18 protein-coding genes are annotated in these 17,839 nt (G+C 54.2%); 8 read left to right on the top strand and 10 right to left on the bottom strand.

What is annotated here, in order from left to right; all coding sequences use genetic code 11:
- From atpA to PHV74_09405, 4 genes are all read left to right on the top strand, one after another.
- Nucleotides 1–1,015 (top strand): F0F1 ATP synthase subunit alpha (gene atpA / locus PHV74_09420; protein MDD5094583.1); only part of this gene is annotated, 1,015 nt, incomplete at its 5' end.
- 21 nt (nucleotides 1,016–1,036) lie between these two features.
- On the top strand, nucleotides 1,037–1,897 hold the full coding sequence (atpG, locus tag PHV74_09415) for an ATP synthase F1 subunit gamma (protein ID MDD5094582.1): 861 nt from the start codon (nucleotides 1,037–1,039) through the stop codon (nucleotides 1,895–1,897).
- A 35-nt stretch (nucleotides 1,898–1,932) separates the two neighbouring features.
- Entirely contained in the window at nucleotides 1,933–3,321 is a 1,389-nt protein-coding gene (gene atpD / locus PHV74_09410; GenBank protein MDD5094581.1) for a F0F1 ATP synthase subunit beta, read from the top strand.
- 12 nt (nucleotides 3,322–3,333) lie between these two features.
- On the top strand, nucleotides 3,334–3,762 hold the full coding sequence (locus PHV74_09405; GenBank protein MDD5094580.1) for a F0F1 ATP synthase subunit epsilon: 429 nt from the start codon (nucleotides 3,334–3,336) through the stop codon (nucleotides 3,760–3,762).
- A gap of 388 nt (nucleotides 3,763–4,150) precedes the next feature.
- Here the strand turns inward: PHV74_09405 and PHV74_09400 are convergent, their stop codons facing one another.
- Genes PHV74_09400 through PHV74_09385 form a run of 4 tightly spaced genes read right to left on the bottom strand, consistent with a single transcriptional unit; the run spans nucleotide 4,151 to nucleotide 7,584 of the window.
- A complete protein-coding gene (locus tag PHV74_09400; protein ID MDD5094579.1) occupies nucleotides 4,151–4,738 on the bottom strand; it encodes a guanylate kinase in 588 nt (195 codons plus the stop codon).
- Nucleotides 4,731–6,017, bottom strand: coding sequence for a 3-phosphoshikimate 1-carboxyvinyltransferase (gene aroA, locus PHV74_09395; protein MDD5094578.1), 1,287 nt, complete (start codon nucleotides 6,015–6,017; stop codon nucleotides 4,731–4,733). The genes PHV74_09400 and aroA overlap by 8 nt, the downstream gene beginning before the upstream one ends.
- 17 nt (nucleotides 6,018–6,034) lie before the next feature.
- A complete protein-coding gene (locus PHV74_09390; GenBank protein ID MDD5094577.1) occupies nucleotides 6,035–6,916 on the bottom strand; it encodes a prephenate dehydrogenase/arogenate dehydrogenase family protein in 882 nt (293 codons plus the stop codon).
- Nucleotides 6,913–7,584 carry a site-2 protease family protein gene (locus tag PHV74_09385; protein ID MDD5094576.1) on the bottom strand — a complete coding sequence of 224 codons (672 nt, stop codon included), beginning with the start codon at nucleotides 7,582–7,584 and terminating at the stop codon, nucleotides 6,913–6,915. The genes PHV74_09390 and PHV74_09385 overlap by 4 nt, the downstream gene beginning before the upstream one ends.
- Nucleotides 7,585–7,699: 115 nt before the next feature.
- Here PHV74_09385 and PHV74_09380 point away from each other — a divergent pair, with 115 nt between their 5' ends.
- Both PHV74_09380 and aroF read left to right on the top strand, forming a co-directional pair.
- Nucleotides 7,700–8,323: a DedA family protein gene (locus tag PHV74_09380; GenBank protein ID MDD5094575.1), complete on the top strand. Its 624-nt coding sequence runs from the start codon at nucleotides 7,700–7,702 to the stop codon at nucleotides 8,321–8,323.
- Nucleotides 8,324–8,531: 208 nt separating this feature from the next.
- Nucleotides 8,532–9,545: a 3-deoxy-7-phosphoheptulonate synthase gene (gene aroF / locus PHV74_09375; protein ID MDD5094574.1), complete on the top strand. Its 1,014-nt coding sequence runs from the start codon at nucleotides 8,532–8,534 to the stop codon at nucleotides 9,543–9,545.
- 87 nt (nucleotides 9,546–9,632) lie between these two features.
- Here aroF and queA read toward each other — a convergent pair whose 3' ends face one another.
- The 5 genes from queA to ffh all read right to left on the bottom strand — a co-directional run bounded on the left by queA (nucleotide 9,633) and on the right by ffh (nucleotide 15,841).
- Complete coding sequence (queA, locus tag PHV74_09370) at nucleotides 9,633–10,658, bottom strand: tRNA preQ1(34) S-adenosylmethionine ribosyltransferase-isomerase QueA (GenBank protein MDD5094573.1); 1,026 nt, start codon at nucleotides 10,656–10,658, stop codon at nucleotides 9,633–9,635.
- A 237-nt stretch (nucleotides 10,659–10,895) separates the two neighbouring features.
- Complete coding sequence (locus PHV74_09365; protein ID MDD5094572.1) at nucleotides 10,896–12,026, bottom strand: acyl-CoA/acyl-ACP dehydrogenase; 1,131 nt, start codon at nucleotides 12,024–12,026, stop codon at nucleotides 10,896–10,898.
- 26 nt (nucleotides 12,027–12,052) lie between these two features.
- A complete protein-coding gene (locus PHV74_09360; protein MDD5094571.1) occupies nucleotides 12,053–13,558 on the bottom strand; it encodes a CoA-binding protein in 1,506 nt (501 codons plus the stop codon).
- Nucleotides 13,559–13,728: 170 nt separating this feature from the next.
- Complete coding sequence (locus PHV74_09355) at nucleotides 13,729–14,409, bottom strand: MBL fold metallo-hydrolase (GenBank protein MDD5094570.1); 681 nt, start codon at nucleotides 14,407–14,409, stop codon at nucleotides 13,729–13,731.
- A 100-nt stretch (nucleotides 14,410–14,509) separates the two neighbouring features.
- A complete protein-coding gene (gene ffh, locus PHV74_09350; GenBank protein ID MDD5094569.1) occupies nucleotides 14,510–15,841 on the bottom strand; it encodes a signal recognition particle protein in 1,332 nt (443 codons plus the stop codon).
- A gap of 259 nt (nucleotides 15,842–16,100) precedes the next feature.
- On the opposite strand from ffh, the gene folK reads away from it, so the two are divergent.
- Together folK and queD are read left to right on the top strand one after the other, a co-directional pair.
- Nucleotides 16,101–16,610 (top strand): 2-amino-4-hydroxy-6-hydroxymethyldihydropteridine diphosphokinase, encoded by a 510-nt coding sequence (gene folK, locus PHV74_09345; GenBank protein MDD5094568.1) that lies wholly within the window; start codon nucleotides 16,101–16,103, stop codon nucleotides 16,608–16,610.
- Nucleotides 16,579–16,947 (top strand): 6-carboxytetrahydropterin synthase QueD, encoded by a 369-nt coding sequence (queD, locus tag PHV74_09340; protein MDD5094567.1) that lies wholly within the window; start codon nucleotides 16,579–16,581, stop codon nucleotides 16,945–16,947. Before folK ends, queD begins: the two co-directional genes overlap by 32 nt.
- 162 nt (nucleotides 16,948–17,109) lie before the next feature.
- Here the strand turns inward: queD and PHV74_09335 are convergent, their stop codons facing one another.
- Nucleotides 17,110–17,304 (bottom strand): methytransferase partner Trm112, encoded by a 195-nt coding sequence (locus PHV74_09335; GenBank protein ID MDD5094566.1) that lies wholly within the window; start codon nucleotides 17,302–17,304, stop codon nucleotides 17,110–17,112.
- Between the last annotated feature and the right edge of the window lie 535 nt (nucleotides 17,305–17,839).

Raw genomic sequence — 17,839 nt, 5'->3', positions numbered from 1 at the left:
CGAGTTGATCATCGGCGATCGCGCTACCGGAAAGACGGCGCTGGCGTTGGATACAATCATCAATCAAAAGGGTGGAAACCTCATCTGCATCTATGTAGCCATCGGTCAGAAGGCCAGTAAGGTGGCTCAGGTGATCGGCATACTCGAGAAACATGGTGCCATGCCTTACACCATCGTGGTGGCAGCCAATTCATCGGATGCCGCCCCGTTGCAGTACCTTGCTCCATACACCGGGTGCGCTATGGGCGAGGAGTTCATGGATAACGGCAAAGACGCCCTGATCATCTATGACGACTTGACCAAGCACTCCTGGGCTTACCGGCAGATGTCATTGCTCCTCAAGCGGCCTGCCGGCCGTGAGGCTTATCCGGGAGACGTTTTCTATCTGCATAGCCGCTTGCTCGAAAGAGCGGCCAAGTACGATCTTGGAAGTGGCGGCGGTTCGCTGACGGCCCTTCCCATCATCGAGACCCAGGCAGCGGACATGTCGGCCTACATTCCCACCAACGTAATTTCAATCACCGATGGTCAGATCTACCTGGAGACGGACTTGTTCAATGCCGGTATTCGGCCTGCAATGAACGTGGGGCTTTCAGTGTCCCGCGTGGGCGGAGCTGCTCAGACCAAGGCAATGAAGCAAGTGGCCGGCACGATGCGTTTGGACTTGGCGCAATTCCGGGAGCTGCAGGCATTTGCCCAGTTTGGCACGGCCGATTTGGACAAGGCAACGAGAGATCAGTTGGAGAGAGGCCGGCGGACCACTGAGATCATCAAGCAGGGTCAATACGTGCCGATGTCCATGGAAGATCAGGTGGTTGTGCTGTATGCGGTGACCAAGGGTTTTCTGGACGATGTGGCAGTTGAGAGGATCGCCGATTTTGAGAGTCAGCTTCTCCAATTCATGAAGTCGAGCAAGAAGGATGTCTTGCAGGTTGTTGCAGCGGAGAAGAATATTTCGGACAAGACGGCGAGTGCATTGAAAGAGGCGATCGAGGAATTCAAGAAGACGTTTTAGATTAACCGTTAAGAGAAGATAATGGCTAATATTCGCGAAATAAAGAAGCGCATCACCAGCGTCAAAAATACTGCTAAGATCACCAAAGCAATGGAGATGGTGGCAGCATCGAAGATGCGGAAAGCTCAGGACCGAGCGATTCAGTCGCGGCCGTATGAAGAGAAGCTGATGCAGGTCCTGGGGGACCTCGCTGCCCAACCGAAGGTCGGCGATTGGGTTCACCCGTTATTATTGGCGCGGCCGGTCAAGAAGATCGCCATCATTGAAATGACGTCCAATAAGGGCCTGTGCGGTGGGCTGAATGCCAATGTGAACAAGCTCGTAGGCAACTTCATATTGAGCCAGAGTTTGCCGGTGCAGCTTGTCACGGTAGGCAAGAAGGGCAGGGACTTTATGTCGCGAGCAGGGAGGGAGATTCGAGCCGAGTTCGTCACCATAAGCGACCGTCCCTATCTGGATGAGGCCCTTCCGGTGGCGCGAATTGCGATCGATGATTATATCAATGGTGTCGTGGATCAGGTTTTTCTGGCATACCCTAAATTCCGCTCCACAGCGATACAGCAGCCGGTGATGGAGCAGTTACTGCCCATTGAGCCGGCCAGCATACCTGAAAGCAAGAACGTAGAGTATATCTACGAACCCAGCCCGAAGGAAGTCTTAATGAGTCTTTTGCCGCGATATGTGGAGATGGAGATTTATCATGCGTTGCTGGAGACCATTGCCAGCGAGCATTCGTCGCGGATGGTTGCAATGCGCAATGCCACCGATGCTGCGGAGGAAATGGTTGATAGCCTGACGCTCAAATACAATAAGGCGCGCCAGGAGCAGATCACCACGGAGTTGCTCGATATTACAGCGGGTGCTGTAGCAGTTAGTAAGTAATTTATTTCAGAGCGATTGGAACCAAGGAGGCTACGATGGCCAATGGAAGAGTAGTGCAAGTGATGGGAACAGTTGTTGACTGTGAATTCCCGGCAGATTCATTGCCCGGACTGTTCAATGCGGTTACCCTCAACAACAGTGGCGAACAGCTGACGCTTGAAGTCCAGCAGCATGTTGGAAACAACTGGGTTCGGTGCTTGGCTTTGGGCCCAACTGATGGGTTGCAGCGTGGAATGGCAGTTGCCGATACCGGACAACCCTTGGCGGTTCCGGTAGGGCCGGGCACGCTGGGGCGTCTCTTCGATGTGCAGGGGCGCGCCCTCGATAATCTGGGGCCGGTCGCAGGGGACAAATGGCCCATCCATCGCAAGCCGCCGGAGCTGAAGGAGCAGGAAACCACGCCCAAGCAATTGGAGACGGGTGTAAAGGTTCTTGATCTGGTTACCCCGTTCACCCGAGGCGGTAAGATCGGCGCTTATGGTGGTGCAGGTGTGGGTAAGACAGTGGTGATCACGGAGCTTATCCGCAATATCGCCCAGGAGCACGGTGGTTACTCGGTGTTTGCCGGCGTGGGCGAGAGGTCTCGTGAAGGGAACGACCTCTGGAACGAAATGAAGGGATCAGGAGTGCTCGCTAAGACTGCTCTGGTATTCGGGCAGATGAACGAGCCGCCCGGCTGTCGGTTGAGAATCGCCCTCACCGGGTTGACCATGGCGGAATATTTCCGTGATGTGGAAGGCCGTGACGTGCTGATGTTCATCGATAATATCTACCGATACATCTTGGCTGGTATGGAGGTTTCCGCACTATTAGGTCGAATGCCTTCGGCAGTGGGATATCAGCCGACTCTGGGCACCGAGATGGGTGACCTGGAAGAGCGAATTACCACCACCAAGAAAGGGTCCATTACGTCATTCCAGGCCATTTATGTTCCTGCTGACGATTATACTGATCCGGGTATCGTGACCACATTCGGACACCTGGACGCGGTTGTTGCCCTCGAGCGATCTATCGCTGATAAAGGTATCTATCCCGCTGTGGATCCGCTGACTTCTAGTTCGCGAATTCTGGACCCACAGATCGTGGGACAGGAACACTACAATGTGGCCCGTGGCGTGCAGCGGGTGCTGCAACGCTATAAGGAACTGCAGGATATCATCGCGATTCTCGGTTTTGAGGAACTCTCAGAGGAAGATAAGCTCATCGTTTCCAGAGCACGCAAGATCGAGAAATTCCTCTCGCAGCCGTTCTTTGTGGCCGAGCAATTTACCGGCAGGCCGGGTAAATTTGTGCCGGTCGTTGAGACCGTGAGGAGTTTCAAGGAGATACTGGAAGGCAAGCATGATGACCTGCCGGAGCAGGCGTTCTACATGCAGGGCACTATTGATGATGTGGTGGCGGCAGCGGCCAAGATGCGCGGATAAGTAGAGGATAAAATGGGCAAGCTAAAATTCGAGATCGTCACGGCTGAGAAATTGGTCTACTCCGATGAAGTGGATATGGTGCAGGTGCCGGGCACGCTGGGCGAGATGACGCTTTTGCCGATGCATGCCCCGATCATGACCACACTCCAGCCCGGTGAATTGATCGTTCGCAAGGGAGGGGAGGATAGGTCAATTTTCGTCAGCGGTGGATTCCTGGAGTTGATGAACGATAAGGTGACCATCCTGGCCGAAGCTGCGGAGCGTGCCGAGGAGATTGATATTGCCCGTGCTGAAGCTGCCAAAAGGCGGGCTGAGGAAGGGCTTGCGCTCAGGAAGTCCCAACCGGACTTCGACGCCGCCCGGGCTGAAGCTGAATTAAAGCGTTCGATGATGCGTTTGAAGGTCGCGGAGAAGAGAAGGGTGCGGAAAGGCAAGCCGTAGATTTAAAGAGACCAAGGAAAGTCAACTAAAGAAGGCAGAGGTCCACAGAGCGATCTCTGCCTTCTTTTGCTTTATCAGCGCCTTATCAGTTTGGTAAGGATCCGGCGAACACAGGGGGGAACAAACCTTGACTGAGGGTTCTCCCGCTGGATGATCAAATCCTCCCGATCCATCAGCAAGGGGTTGGTCAGCTGTCTGACAAACCTTCTCCTCAAGCGCCTGAGTTTAACGAGGAACCGCCGTATCTTCCGACGTATTCTTAATCGCGCGGTAGACTTCCGGCGAATTCTTAAAACTTCATCGCCCAGGCGCAAGGGGGTCAGCCGTTTAAAATCAAATTTCTTCTTTGCCATGACGGAGTGCCTTTGCGTTTGTGTGTCCGGCCGGTTCAAGCCGGAGTTGGTGGGTTTCCTTCTTGAATGATCGTTTCGATTTCTGCCACTGCCCGGTTGATCTGTTTATTATAGCTGATCACCACATGGTCGAACGCGGATTGTTGGGCCATTTCTTCCCGGGCTGTGTTGAGGCGCAGGTCCAGACTTTCTTTCGATTCTGTCTTCCGGTTGGACAGCCGCCGCTGGAGGTCCTCCATTGAGGGGGGAGCGATAAAGATGGAAACGGCTCCCGGCGCATTGCGCTTGATGGTGGCTGCCCCCTGAATATCTACCTTGACGATGGCATCCCTGCCTTCCCCAAGCGCCTTCTCGATAGGCTGTTTGGGGACACCGTAGAAATTGCCATAGACATTGGCCCACTCCAGAAGCTCTCCGTTATCGATCATCTTCTCGAACTTTTCTCTGGTCACAAAGAGGTAGTCGATCCCATCGGTTTCGCCGGGGCGCTTTGGTCTTGTAGTGGCCGTTATGGCGAAGAAATAAGGCTTTCCCGACTTTTTCATCACGTTGAGAATGGCGTCCTTCCCCACCCCCGATGGGCCGGATATGATGACCAGCAGCGGATTTGTATGCTTAACCACTGATTCGGCTCAAGTCCTTCCAGAAGTTGGGGTAGGATATGTTGACTGCCTCTGCGTCAGCGATGATGGTCTCTCCTTCGGCGATGAGTCCCGCTATTCCCAGCGCCATTGCCAATCGATGGTCGCTGTGGCTGGCGCACATGGCCCCTTTCAGCCTGGGTACGCCGTGAATGATCATGCCGTCCTGAAGCTCCTCGATCTGCGCCCCCAGCCTGGATAGCTCGGAGACGGTTGTCTTGATCCGGTCGGATTCCTTTACCCTCAGCTCTGCTGCATCTCGAATGACTGTGGTGCCATTGGCTACTGCGGCTGCTACAGCAATCGCAGGGATCTCATCGATGACTCGTGGGATCATGGCTCCTTCGATGGTGATGCCCTTCAGCGAGCTCGACTCGATGGTGAGATCGGCTACCGGCTCGTTTCCATCGAGATGCTCATTTTCTATCCTGAGCTTGGCCCCCATCGACTGCAATACTTCAATCACGCCGCTTCGGGTGGGATTGATGCCTGCGCCTTTAATCCGTATCTGTGAATGCGGATGGATGGCTCCGGCCACCAACCAGAAGGCGGCAGCACTGATATCCCCGGGGACTCGAATATCCATCGGCGAAAGGGGATGGTAAGGAGGTGACAGGGAAATCAGAGGACCCTCACACTTCAAATCCACTCCCATGGCCCGAAGCATGCGCTCTGTATGGTCGCGGGAGGGTGCAGGCTCTTCGATGGTCGTATTACCATCAGCAAAGAGGGCGGCCAGAAGAATGGCCGATTTCACCTGTGCGCTGGCTATCGGCAGTTTATACCGAATGCCGTGCAGCCTTCCGCCCATGATGGTCAGAGGCGCTTTGGTGTTGTTCTCCTGCCCCCGAATATCGGCTCCCATGAGGGTCAAGGGTTGAATGACACGACCCATGGGACGGGAGCGGAGCGATGCATCGCCGGTGATGGTGGATACAAATGGCTGCGCCGCGAGCAGTCCGGTTAGAATGCGAATGGTGGTGCCGCTGTTTCCGGCATCGAGGGTCCCTTGAGGCGGTGTAAATCCCTCTTTGCCTGCACCCCAAATAGTGACGTTGCTCTCCTGATGCTGAATCTTCACCCCGATGGCTTGCAGGCAGGCGAGGGTGGAAAGACAGTCGGCTGACGGCAGAAAATTGGAAACCTGTGCCTTGCCAGCGGCGATACTGTTAAGCATCAGCGCTCGATGGGAAACGGACTTATCACCGGGCGGAGTGACCTCGCCTTTGAGGAGATGGCTTCTCTGAATTCTCTGCTTCACTGCTGGCACTTCCTCTGTTACTTGAAGCGATTCCCCTCTTTTTCCTGCCATCTCAGGCGGATGTTCCGGGCCTTCCGGAACGATTTTTCCAGGTCCGGGTTGCCTTCCGCAATCAGGCGGCGATATTCCTGTAGCTCTTCAATATACTGGTCCAGCCATCTGGCCAATGCTTCTTGATTCGTCAGGCAAATCCCGGTGTTCAGTTCAGAGCTTCCGGAAGCTAACCGACTGGTGTCTCGGTATCCGGTGGCAGCGAGTTTGGACATATCCGCCCACGAAGGGTCGCGTCCCAGCGTCGAGACCAAAGCCGATGAGATGACCAGAGGAAGATGGCTGATCCCGGCTACCAGTTTGTCATGCTCTTTTGCCTCAATGAAAAGTAACCTGGCCCCAATGGATATCACCAATTCCTGCATTGTCTGCACGGATTCCTTTTTCGCAGTAGGGGACGGGGTCAGGCAGTAAACCGATTCTTTGAAGAGACCTGCTTCCGCCACCTCGATTCCGGTAGTCTCCTTGCCGGCCATGGGATGGCCGCCAATGAAGCTGACCTCTGATGGCAAGAGTTCTTTTGCCCATTGCATGATCTGGACTTTGGTGCTGCCGACATCGCTGACGATGGTGCCTGGCTGGAGATGAGGGGCGATCTCGCCAAAGATGTCTCTCAGCACCAGGATCGGTGTGGCCACGATGACGATATCCGCGCTGGCCACTGCTTTTGACAGGGTTGGCTCGGTTTTGTCTACAGCACCTCTTTTGAGGGCCTCGGCGGCCGTCTCCGGGCGCCTGGCAAATCCGATGATCTCCAGATCATTATCCTTTGCCTGTTTTAATGCCAGGCCAAGGGATCCGCCGATCAGGCCCAAGCCGATGATTGCGATGCGTTTGATGGTCGTCATGATAGTTGTTGTCCCATGAAGGCGTTGGAGAAGAAATTCACGGCACTATCTATCACACTTGATATCAGGCCGGTATAAAAGACGAGAATGAGAAACCCTACGATAATAAGAGGGGCATATTTTTCCAGGTTTGCCACGGGAGAGGCCCATTGCCGGGGCAGAATTCCTACCACTATCCTGTACCCGTCGAAAGGCGGTACGGGGAGTAAATTGAAAATGGCCAGGATCAGGTTGAATAGCACGATAAGCGCGAAGAACATGGTCAGAAGTGAAGAGGATTCCAGCGGGTTATCAGCCGATATCCAGTCCAGTCTGAAGGGAATAGCGAAGATGGCGGCCATAGTCAGGTTGGTTATGGGACCTGCTGCAGCCACAATTGCCATTCCTTTGCGAGGATCCATTCGGAGCCGATAGGGATTGACCGGAACGGGTTTTGCCCACCCAATGCCGATCAGAAGAAAGGCAATGGCCCCTCCGGCATCAATATGAGGAAGCGGATTTAGGGATAATCTTCCCATCTGCTTTGCGGTGTTATCTCCCAGCCTATAGGCTACCCAGCCATGACTCACCTCATGAAAAACCAGCATGGGGAGCAAAACAGGGATCAGGATAGGTAGCGCCAACAGAAAATCGGTTAGACTCGCACCTGAATTCAGAACTAAAAGCATACTCTTCTCGCTCTGGTATTATAGCATAGTTCATATGTGGCTGTTGACTGTTTGCTTCTGGCTTTGTTACACTGCCTAAGAATGGCTTTGCTTCTGGGTTATAAGGCATAAGCGAGTGGAAGACCAGATACTGGAGTTTATCCGCCAGATCACTCAGGCTTTAGGCTGGGCAGGTATTGTGCTCTTGATGTCGATTGAGAGCGCGTGCATTCCCTTGCCCAGCGAAATCATCATGCCGCTTGCCGGATGGATGCTGGTGGCCGATAAGGGATTGGGGATTGAATACATCTTCCTGGCTGGCTTTCTGGGTGCTGTTGGTAATGTTGTCGGATCGGTGATTGCTTACTGGGCTGGGGCTTGGGGGGGGCGTCCCTTCCTCAACCGCTACGGGAGATACGTGTTGATTTCGCAGCACGATATCGAGCTGGCAGACCGCTGGTTTACCCAACACGGTGACCGGATTGTGTTCTTCTCCCGTATGCTCCCGGCAGTGCGCACTTTCATCAGCTTCCCTGCCGGAGTGGCTCGTATGCCGATGGGGCGATTCATGCTCTACTCTTTTCTCGGGGCCTTGCCGTGGTCCACAGGTCTGGCCTATGGCGGATATGTATTGGGGCAAAACTGGGAGGACGTCAGAGAGGTGATGAGGCCCTTCGATATTCCCATCGTGATAGCGGGCGTTGTGTTCGTTATCTGGTTTGTGTGGAAGCGGCTCAAGCAGCCTTCACCGCAGGAGTAGGCGATCCGGTTGACATAAGAGATATTTGCTTGGGTTATGCAGAGGAGTAGCAGGCTCTGACCTCTCGCGTCGAGCGAGGGAGAGGGATTTCAGAGAGTGCAGGGACGCTTCCCTGCCGGGGGTTTGGGGGTGTCCCCTAAATTCCATCTTGTTCCCCCAAGATTGGGGGACAGGGGGTTGATCAGACCTTCCATAACGGAGGCCGAAAATGATTATTATTCTGAAACCTACGGCTACCAAGCAGGATGCCGATGAGATTATCGCCCGGATTGATGGCCTGGGGCTGAAGCCGCTTTATATGCCGGGGACTGAGCGTACTGTGCTGGGTGCTATCGGTGACGAACGGGTTCTGGCAAGTCTGCATCTGGAGAGCCATCCGCTGGTTGAGCGCATTACCCCGATCCTGACGCCTTACAAACTGGTGAGTCGTGATATGCATCCGGCCAATACGGTGGTCGAGATTGGCGGCGTGCCCGTGGGAGGAAAGCGGTTTGTGGTGATTGCGGGTCCCTGCGCCATAGAAACACGTGAACAAATGTTCGCTACTGCCCAGGCTGTTAAGGAAGCCGGGGCGAATTGCTTGCGGGCCGGGGCTTTCAAGCCGAGATCGAGTCCTTACAGCTTTCAGGGTCTGGGAGTCAAGGGGCTGCGGATTCTGAAGGATGTATCGGAGAAGACCGGCCTTCCGATTGTCACTGAAGTGGTCGAGGCAGGCGATGTGCCCACGGTGGATCGGTATGCCGATGCTTTTCAGGTTGGTGCTCGAAACATGCAGAATTTCCGCCTGCTGACCAAGCTGGGTCAATCGCAGAAGCCGGTGATCTTAAAGCGCGGCATGGCGGCCTCTGTAGAGGACCTGCTTCTGGCTGCGGAGTATATCGTCGCTGAGGGGAATCCCAATGTGATTCTCTGTGAGCGCGGCATCCGCACTTTCGAGACCGCTACCCGCAATACGCTGGATTTGAATGCTATCCCCCATATCAAACTCAAGAGTCACCTGCCGGTGATTGTGGACCCCTCTCACGGCACCGGAGTTCGAGATTATGTGTCGCCGATGGCCAAGGCCGCGGTGGCCTGTGGCGCCGATGGCCTTCTGATCGAGGTTCACGTCAATCCCAGCGAAGCCCTTTCCGATGGACAGCAATCCCTTTATCCCGAGCAGTTCTCTCGCTTGATGAAAGAGTTGCGGCCGTTTGTGGCAGCAGCGGGACGTGAACTCTGAGAGTGACTCCTGCGGTTGTCCTTCTAGAGGGTGCAGGGGACGATTTCCTGTCGGCGGTTTGGGGGTGTGGGGGGGGGGGTGGCTTTCTTAAAGGATCAGCATGGCGTCGCCAAAGCTGAAAAAGCGATAATCGAGGCGAACTGCTTCACCATAAGCTCTCAGTATCGGTTCTGTTCCGGAAAAAGCGGCCACCAGCATCAGCAGAGTTGAACGAGGCAGGTGGAAGTTGGTGATCAAGGCATCGATGGTTTGGAATCGGTACCCCGGCAGAATGTAGAGATCGTTCCAGCCAGTGAAGGGTTGCACCGTACCATCGGGTTGAGTGGCCCGCTCCAATGATCTCACGGCGGTGGTGCCCACGGCGATGATTCGTCTTCCTTCTTTTTTGGCACTATTCACTCTTCGGGCAGCATCGGGGCCAACCTCAAAATACTCTTGGTGCAGTGAATGCTCTCTGGGATCAGTTACCTTGACCGGTCGGAATGAGCCCAGTCCAACGTGAAGAGTGACAAAGACGATCTCTACGCCCTTGGTTTTAATTCGGTCTATCAGCGGTGGGGTGAAGTGCAGTCCGGCGGTCGGCGCGGCTACACTGCCTTTGGTTTTGGCATAGACTGTCTGGTAGCGCTCGGGGTCTTCAATAGGGGTGTGGATATACGGCGGCAGCGGCACCTCCCCCAGTTTTTCCAGCAGGTCTTCTCTGTCGAATCGGAGCAACGCGGTCCCGAACTCAGTCTTGGATAGCACTTCAGCCAGTATCCGATTTTGATGGTTTTGGGAGTGGATTTCTATTAAGGCTCCCTCCCGGATACGCCTTCCCGGATTCACCAGGGTTTCCCAAACTCCGGGCTGCATGCGATTCAAGAGAAGGATTTCTATCCTCGCACCGCCGTTCTGTTTATGGCCCGTGAATCGCGCTGGAATCACGCGGCTTTCATTCAGAACCAGCACGTCGCCTGGCTTGAGGTAGTCGACGAGTTCGAAGAAGCGGCGGTGCTCCAGCAGGCCGGTCTCTCGATGAAGCACCATCAATCGAGAGTTATCTCGCGGCTCAATGGGGCTCTGAGCAATGCGCTCGGGAGGTAGATCATAATCGAAATCGGCAGTTCTCATAGTGATGGAGGGTCTCTCTATAGCGGAGTGCTAAAACAGTTTAACTCAACCCCCTGGCCCCCAATCGTTGGGGGAATGTTTGAATTTGGGGGACATCCTTCGGCAAGCTCAGGACAGGCTCTCCAAACCCCCGGCAGAGACGACTCTCTGCACTCTCTGGGATACTGATGTTAATTGAAAAGGGGAGCCTGATTCAGGCTCCCCCGCTCGTTCGATAAAGCTTTGTTATCGCTCCGGCTAAAGACCCATCCCTGCGGCCACCTTCTCGCGGTGGAAGGCGACATCGCCAAAGGCCAGTTCGGATACCTCTGCTCTTCTGGTGTACAATTGCAGATCGTGGTCTTTGGTGAAGCCGATGGCGCCATGAACCTGGTGGGCTATGGTGGTTACTTTTCGAGTGGTGTCGGTGACCCAGGCTTTGGCCAGGGAGACCTCCGTTTGGCAGGGCAACCCTTCGCTCAACATCCATGCTGCCTGGTAGGTGATGTTCTGTGAACCCTCCACAAAGGTTGCCACATTGGCGCACTGGTGTTGAATGGCCTGGAAACTGCCGATGGGACGACCGAACTGGATGCGATCCTTGGCATACTGAACCGTCATTTCCAAGGTTTGTTGGCATCCGCCCAGCATGTCGGCGCACTTGCCCACGGCGCCTCGAGAGATGATCTTTTCGACTTGGTCCCAGCCCTTATCCAGTTCTCCCAGGATATTCTCGCGGGGTACCTTGACGTTGTTGAAAACCACCTCGGCCTGTTTGTCGGAGGCGATTGAGTGAAGCATGGTATGGCTGATCCCGGGGCTCTTGGCGTCTACCAGAAAGAGGGTGATGCCTTCTTTGGAAGTGCCGTCCTTGGTTCTGGCAACGCAGATTACGTAGTCGGCCACATTGAAATCGGATACATAGAGCTTGGTGCCATTGATCACGTAATCGTTTCCTTGAGCCGATGCCGTTGTGCTGATTCCATCGGGGGTCAGGGTTTCGCTGGGCTCAACCAACGCCAGGGTGAGAATGAGTTTCCCCTGGGAAATCTGGGGTAGAAGCTTCTTCTTTTGCTCTTGGGTGCCCGTATCCAGAATCGTCATTCCTCCCAAGACCACCGTGGAGAAGTAAGGTCCTGGCAGGCAGCCGCGTCCCATTTCCTCCAGGAGCACTGCCAGATCGAGGAATTTCAGGTCTCCGCCATCATATTCCTCGGGAAAGACCAGTCCAATCCAGCCCATATCGGCCATCTCTTTCCATATCTCCGGGGAATATCCTTGCTCGTCATGCTCCATCTGTCTCACATATGCTTTGGTGCACTTGTTCACCATGAAGTCGCGAGCGAATTTTCGGAGCAACTCTTGTTCTTCGCTAAATTCAAAATCCACGATTTTCCTCCCGTTTGCCTTTTCAATTATAGTATATCGCCGATTTGAGGTGCAAGGTTTTGGTTGATTGCGTTGATCTGTGAATTGTCGACTCCCCAGTGTTGGTGATAATCGATGAATTTGGCGATTGCCCTGGCGGCACGGTCAATGCACGGATAGACCGGCAATCCGGCGCGGGTGTATCTTTGGCTTAGTTCGTGGCGATCCCCGGCCAATTGCGGTCTTGGGTCAGGGTTAATCACGACAGCCGTCGGTTTGCTGGAGTGACCCAGACTTTCGATAATACTCTCTGCCTGTTGGTCATAGGCATCTCGGGAAATATAGGGATGTGCAATTCGGGGATCGACGTCGATGAGAAAGAAATCGATCTCATCGGACTGAGCCACTACCTGAATCACTCTGGAGTAAAGCTCTGGGGTGTAGACATCGAGGGGATTTCTGAATATGCTGCCGGCCATCGGCATGAATTGTCTCAACTCGTTTTTCAATGCCTCGGAATACTGGGGGACCTGCAAGCCGGCTCTGACGCACGAGTCGGCGGCAAACACACTGATACCGCCTCCGGTGGCGATGATTCCGACGCGGTTATTTTGGATCGGGGGCAGGAAGGTGAAAGTGGTGAGCAGGTCGGCTATCTCTTCCATGCTGGAGGCGAGGATCACACCGGTTTGCTTGCTCAGAACCTCCCACATACCGGCAGTTCCGGCAAGTGAGGCGGTATGCGAAGACGCTATCTGGGCGCCGGCCTCTGTCATTCCTCCCTTGGCCACGATAACCGGCTTGTTGGGGGCCGTTTTTTTCAACAGATCGAAGAACCGGGGCGCATCGCGTAATCCTTCCACATAGGCACCAATGACGCTGGTATTGGGGTCATCGGCCAGGTATTCCAGTAGATCCGACTCGTTGAGGTCAGATGCGTTTCCATAGCTGATGGCTTTGCTGAAGTGAACCCCTCTCGATTCACACTCATCGATCAGTATCAACGTATTGCCTCCGCTCTGGCAAAACAGGCCGGCGGAACCGCTGATGTTGGAAAAATCAGAGGCGAAACTCAGCCCGGTTTCGGGACAGTAGATGCCCAGGCAATTGGGCCCCAATATGCGGATACCAGCCTTGGCGGCGATGGTCAGGATTTCGTGTTGTAACCTTAGTCCCTCCTGGTTGGCTGTTTCCCCGAATCCGGCGGTATAAAACGTTACCAGCCGGACACCCTTTTGGGCACAGTCCTTCATCAATTGAGGGGTTGCCGAAGCGGGTATGATGACGATCACGTGGTCCACTGGACCGGGTGCATCCAGAATGCTGCGATAGGCAGCCCTCCCCATGATCTCATCCTCGGTCAGTGATATAAAATAAATCTCTCCGGAATATCCTGAGGCCAGCAGCGGTTGCTGGAACATGAGATTAGACAGCCGGAGTGGACTGGATGAGGCCCCTACGATAGCCACGGAACGAGGATGGAACAGATAATCGATTTTGGGGGAAGAAATTAATGTTCCGCTCTGGGTCAAGTTATTCACCTCCGATGCCATGTGCTCTAAAGCCGCACTGTGTAACATTCTACAGGCTCTTGCTGGATTTTGCCACAGGTTACTTCTGGACTGGCACTGCATAGCTGGAATGCGCAGGCCGGGAGAGATCGGGAAATGGGGGATTATTGGTTGGGATCACCCATCCTGAAGGGCATCATTAGTGGAAACGGTCAGTGACTGGGTAGCATCCGAAGGTAACTCTGGATATACTTGTTGACCTCGCTGGCCGGTCGGTAGATGCCGAAGTGCCCTTCGCAGAGGATATCGGCATTCAGATTGCTGAGAAGCTTCAGGGATGTTCGCGCCCTGGAGGGGTCGGCTCCCCACTGGGGATTGTAGGGCCCGTGAATATCCTGTCCGAAGAGAACGCGTTTGCCTGCCATATCCAGATATATGGCGATACTGCCCGGAGTGTGACCGGGGATATGGACAACTCTGAATTGGTGCTCGCCGAAGGTCAGGCTTCCCTCCGGTTTGCTGAGTTTCAAGTTGACCTTGCAGGGGAGATAGGTTGTGCCGTAGAATTCGGCGAAGGTTCCCTCTCCGGTCTCGATGGCGTGGGTGTCCAGTTCATGGGCCACGATCTTGGTGCCGAACTGGCTCTGAAATGCCTGAAGCGCACCGATGTGGTCGATATGTGCGTGGGTGACAATGATGGAGGCTAACTCTTCGGGGGCGACGCCGAGGCGCTTGATGTTTTGTTGGAGCTTATCGAAACTCCTGCCTGCCCCGGCATCGATCATCACTGGCTCCGATCCTTTGACGAGGTACACGCAGCAATCATCGGGTGCCGATAGATCGGGTCCGCCGATGGTGTAGATGTCTTCCCAGACTTGAAACGGTCTTGCCATAAGTCCAACATCAACCCTCTGAAAGGGGAGAAGAAGGGCGACCACAAGAGTCGCCCCTACTGATAACTAATAACTGAAAGCTGACCGCTTATGACGATAATCACATCCCCGGAAAACGCAGGCCTTTCATTTTTCCGGAGCTCATTTGCTTCATCATTTTCTGCATCTGTTTGAACTGGTTCAGGAGCTGGTTGATGTCCTGGGTAGTGGTGCCGCTGCCCTGGGCGATGCGGCGTTTCCGGCTGCCATCGATGATATCGGGAGACTGGCGTTCTTTGGGGGTCATGGAGAGAACGATGGCCTCGATTTTCTTCATTTGCTTTTCTTCCAGACCCGTGTTGGAGGGAAGTTTCTTGGTGATTTTGGACATGCCGGGGATCATATCGACCAGCTGAGTGATGGACCCCATTTTCTTGATTTGCTGCAATTGGTCCAGAAAGTCTTCCAGGTCGAACTGGGATTTGCGGATTTTCTTCTCCAGTTCCAGCGCCTTTTTCTGGTCGAGGGTAGCCTCCGCTTTTTCGATGAAGCTCAGAAGATCGCCCATCCCCAGAATTCGGGAGGCCATGCGATCCGGGTAGAATGGCTCCAGGGCATCGGCTTTTTCCCCGGTACCCACGAACTTGATGGGCACGCCGGTGACGGATCGGAGGGAAAGGGCGGCTCCGCCGCGGGCATCGCCATCCATCTTGGTGAGGATGACGCCGGTGAGTCCAACTTTGGTGTGGAACTCCTCAGCGATTTTGACGGCTTCCTGTCCTGTCATGGCATCGGCGATGAGGAGCACTTCCGTGGGATGGAGCGCGTCTTTGACCTGTTCCAGTTCGCGCATGAGCTCCGCATCGATGTGAAGCCGACCGGCGGTATCCAGAATGACAGTAGAGGCATCGATTTCCTTAGCTCGCTTCATGGCCTGTTTACAGATGTCCTTCACGGACTTTGTCTTTTCGTCGCTGTAAACCGGCAGATCGAGCTGTTTCCCTAGAGTAATCAGCTGTGTGATGGCAGCGGGACGGTAGGGATCGGCAGCCACCAGTAAAGGCTTCTGTCCGCTTCTCCTGATGTGGAGTCCCAGTTTGGCGGTAGTGGTTGTCTTTCCCGCTCCCTGGAGTCCGACCATCAGAATAACCGTTGGAGGCACGTTTGCGTGGGCGAGCTTGTTCTGCCCGCCGCCCAGCATAGCGATCAGTTCCTCGTTGACGATCTTGATGACTTGCTGGCCGGGCGTGAGGCTCTCCAGAACTGCCTTGCCGATTGCCCGTTCGCGCACCTTGGCAATGAATTCCTTGGCCACCTTGAAGTTCACGTCGGCTTCCAGAAGCGCCAGCCTGACCTGCCTCAGAGCCTCGTCAACGTCCTTCTCGTTCAGCTTGCCTTTGCTGCCGAGTTTGCTGAATATGGATGACAACTTATCTGATAACGATTCAAACATTTCTTTGCCTCAGCCCTATTCTAACCGAGGTCATCAGAGCAATCAAGGCTTGGCGCCTGAAATAGTCATCTGTGCAACCCGATCTTGGAGGAGGAAGAAGTGTCTGTGGAGGGCGGCCTCAGGCCGCCCTCCACAGACACCTTTCATGGGGGTGGGGTACACCCTGAAAGCGGAGCATTCGCCGAGTTTTCAATCGCTTTTCTTGGGTGGCACGATTCTGGTGGCGGTGTTAGAATAGGGCACAAGCGAATGGATGGATATGAACGAAGTTTATCTCAGCCTTGGCTCCAATCTGGGTGATCGAGAGTCCAATCTAGACAAAGCGCTCCAACTCCTAGCTCAAAGTGTGGCGGTTCAGAAAACGTCATCGATCTACGAGACGGAGCCTCTGGATTATCCGGACCAGCCCTCGTTTCTCAACATGGTATGCTTCGGCACTACCGGCAACGATCCCTTGGAGCTGCTTTCCTTAGCCAAAGAGATTGAGAACCAGATTGGCCGAATTTCCAGCTTTCCCAGCGGACCGCGAGTCATCGATATCGATATCCTGTTCTACAATGACCAGGTTATCGAGACGGAGAATTTGATTATCCCTCATCCCAGGATCGGAGAGCGAGCCTTTGTTCTTGTTCCGCTGGCGGAGATCGCCCCGGAGTTGGTTCACCCGGTGAACGGAAAGAGCATCAAGAAGCTGCTTGCTGAGATAGCCGGGCTGCAGCAGGTAAGGAGGTGGCCAGATGTATCGAATATCGGTAAGGCAGCACTTTGATGCCGCGCATCATCTAAGGAACTATCGAGGCAAGTGCGAGCAGATGCACGGCCATCGTTTTCTGGTGGTGGTCACTGTAGAGGGACTGGAACTCAATGAATTGGGGATGGTCTTCGATTTCTCGGAACTGAAGAAACATCTGCAATCGATCGTGGATCGATTTGACCACGTTTGCCTGAATGATATTGCGCCTTTTGATCAGGTCAACCCTTCGGCGGAGAATATCGCGCTGGTGATCTATCAGGAACTTTCTCCTCGATTGAAGGCTGAGCGGATTTCAATCACCAGTGTTGAGGTTTGGGAGTCGCCGGATTCCTGTGCCACTTATATTCCCTAGCAGGGTGCTGAAAAAGTCTGACTCAACCCCCTGACCCCCAATCGTTGGGGGAACTTTTGCATCTGGGGGACACCCCCAGACCCCCGGAAGGAGGAATCCTTCACCTCTTTTTCAGCAGCCTGCTAGGGAACCTGTGGTTGGGTAATCCGGATCAGGCATGAATCAGAGCCTCCCAAGTTCTTCAGCGCCCGGAGGGAGCAGATTAGGGATCGAATCTTTGACGGTATAGTGCTGAGAGCATTTCGCACAGTGTAGAGAGCCATTGATCACTTCCCTTTCGTCCTCTTTATCCACCGTGAGTTCAAGTGGACCCTTGCATATCGGGCAGGCCAGTATGTCCAGAATCTCTTTTTTCATATCACTCCTTTCCTGTACCTACGAATATAATATAGAGGGCGGTATATGGCAAGCGTTTTGGGGTGTACTCCGGAACGGTATTGCTCCGGCTGGCAGCTTAAACTTAAAAAAGAGGAGCCCCTTTTTCAGGAGCTCCTCTCTATTTTATTTTCTTTCCCGGGCCTGCCCTTTCCCCGGGTTTATTCCCGGATTTGGCTGGCCTGTTCCGCTGCTGGCCATGCCACTTATACCTGGATATGCGGGCCGACCTCAGCTGTACTCGCCCTGCCTATCCGGCAGGGCCTTATGAAGTAACTTGCCATACTCCGTACCATTTATGAAGCGTCATCATCCACCTCCTCATCTTGTTGGCGCCAACCTTGCTTCGTGCCTGCATTATAGCACCAGACACCTCATAAGTCAATCTGGAGTCTCGTCCAACACAAGATGAGCCTTAAAGATTTTGAGCGACTCGTCTATGATCGGGACCATGCGGCTGATCATGGATGACAGAAGTTTGCAGACAGCCGAACAAATCGAGCGATTTTTGGAGGGG

This window comes from Dehalococcoidia bacterium (assembly GCA_028711995.1).
Classification (GTDB): domain Bacteria; phylum Chloroflexota; class Dehalococcoidia; order SZUA-161; family SpSt-899; genus JAQTRE01.
This window is presented reverse-complemented; position numbering and strand designations above follow the sequence as displayed.

What these genes read in the sequence shown, in the direction of transcription:
- atpD (MDD5094581.1), top strand. Translation starts at nt 1,933, where the DNA reads ATGGCCAATGGAAGAGTAGTGCAAGTGATGGGAACAGTTGTTGACTGT.
- aroF (MDD5094574.1), top strand. Translation starts at nt 8,532, where the DNA reads ATGATTATTATTCTGAAACCTACGGCTACCAAGCAGGATGCCGATGAG.
- PHV74_09355 (MDD5094570.1), bottom strand. Translation starts at nt 14,409, where the DNA reads ATGGCAAGACCGTTTCAAGTCTGGGAAGACATCTACACCATCGGCGGA.
- queD (MDD5094567.1), top strand. Translation starts at nt 16,579, where the DNA reads ATGTATCGAATATCGGTAAGGCAGCACTTTGATGCCGCGCATCATCTA.
- PHV74_09360 (MDD5094571.1), bottom strand. Translation starts at nt 13,558, where the DNA reads ATGGCATCGGAGGTGAATAACTTGACCCAGAGCGGAACATTAATTTCT.
- atpG (MDD5094582.1), top strand. Translation starts at nt 1,037, where the DNA reads ATGGCTAATATTCGCGAAATAAAGAAGCGCATCACCAGCGTCAAAAAT.
- PHV74_09405 (MDD5094580.1), top strand. Translation starts at nt 3,334, where the DNA reads ATGGGCAAGCTAAAATTCGAGATCGTCACGGCTGAGAAATTGGTCTAC.
- queA (MDD5094573.1), bottom strand. Translation starts at nt 10,658, where the DNA reads ATGAGAACTGCCGATTTCGATTATGATCTACCTCCCGAGCGCATTGCT.
- ffh (MDD5094569.1), bottom strand. Translation starts at nt 15,841, where the DNA reads ATGTTTGAATCGTTATCAGATAAGTTGTCATCCATATTCAGCAAACTC.
- PHV74_09390 (MDD5094577.1), bottom strand. Translation starts at nt 6,916, where the DNA reads ATGACGACCATCAAACGCATCGCAATCATCGGCTTGGGCCTGATCGGC.
- folK (MDD5094568.1), top strand. Translation starts at nt 16,101, where the DNA reads ATGAACGAAGTTTATCTCAGCCTTGGCTCCAATCTGGGTGATCGAGAG.
- PHV74_09335 (MDD5094566.1), bottom strand. Translation starts at nt 17,304, where the DNA reads ATGAAAAAAGAGATTCTGGACATACTGGCCTGCCCGATATGCAAGGGT.
- PHV74_09385 (MDD5094576.1), bottom strand. Translation starts at nt 7,584, where the DNA reads ATGCTTTTAGTTCTGAATTCAGGTGCGAGTCTAACCGATTTTCTGTTG.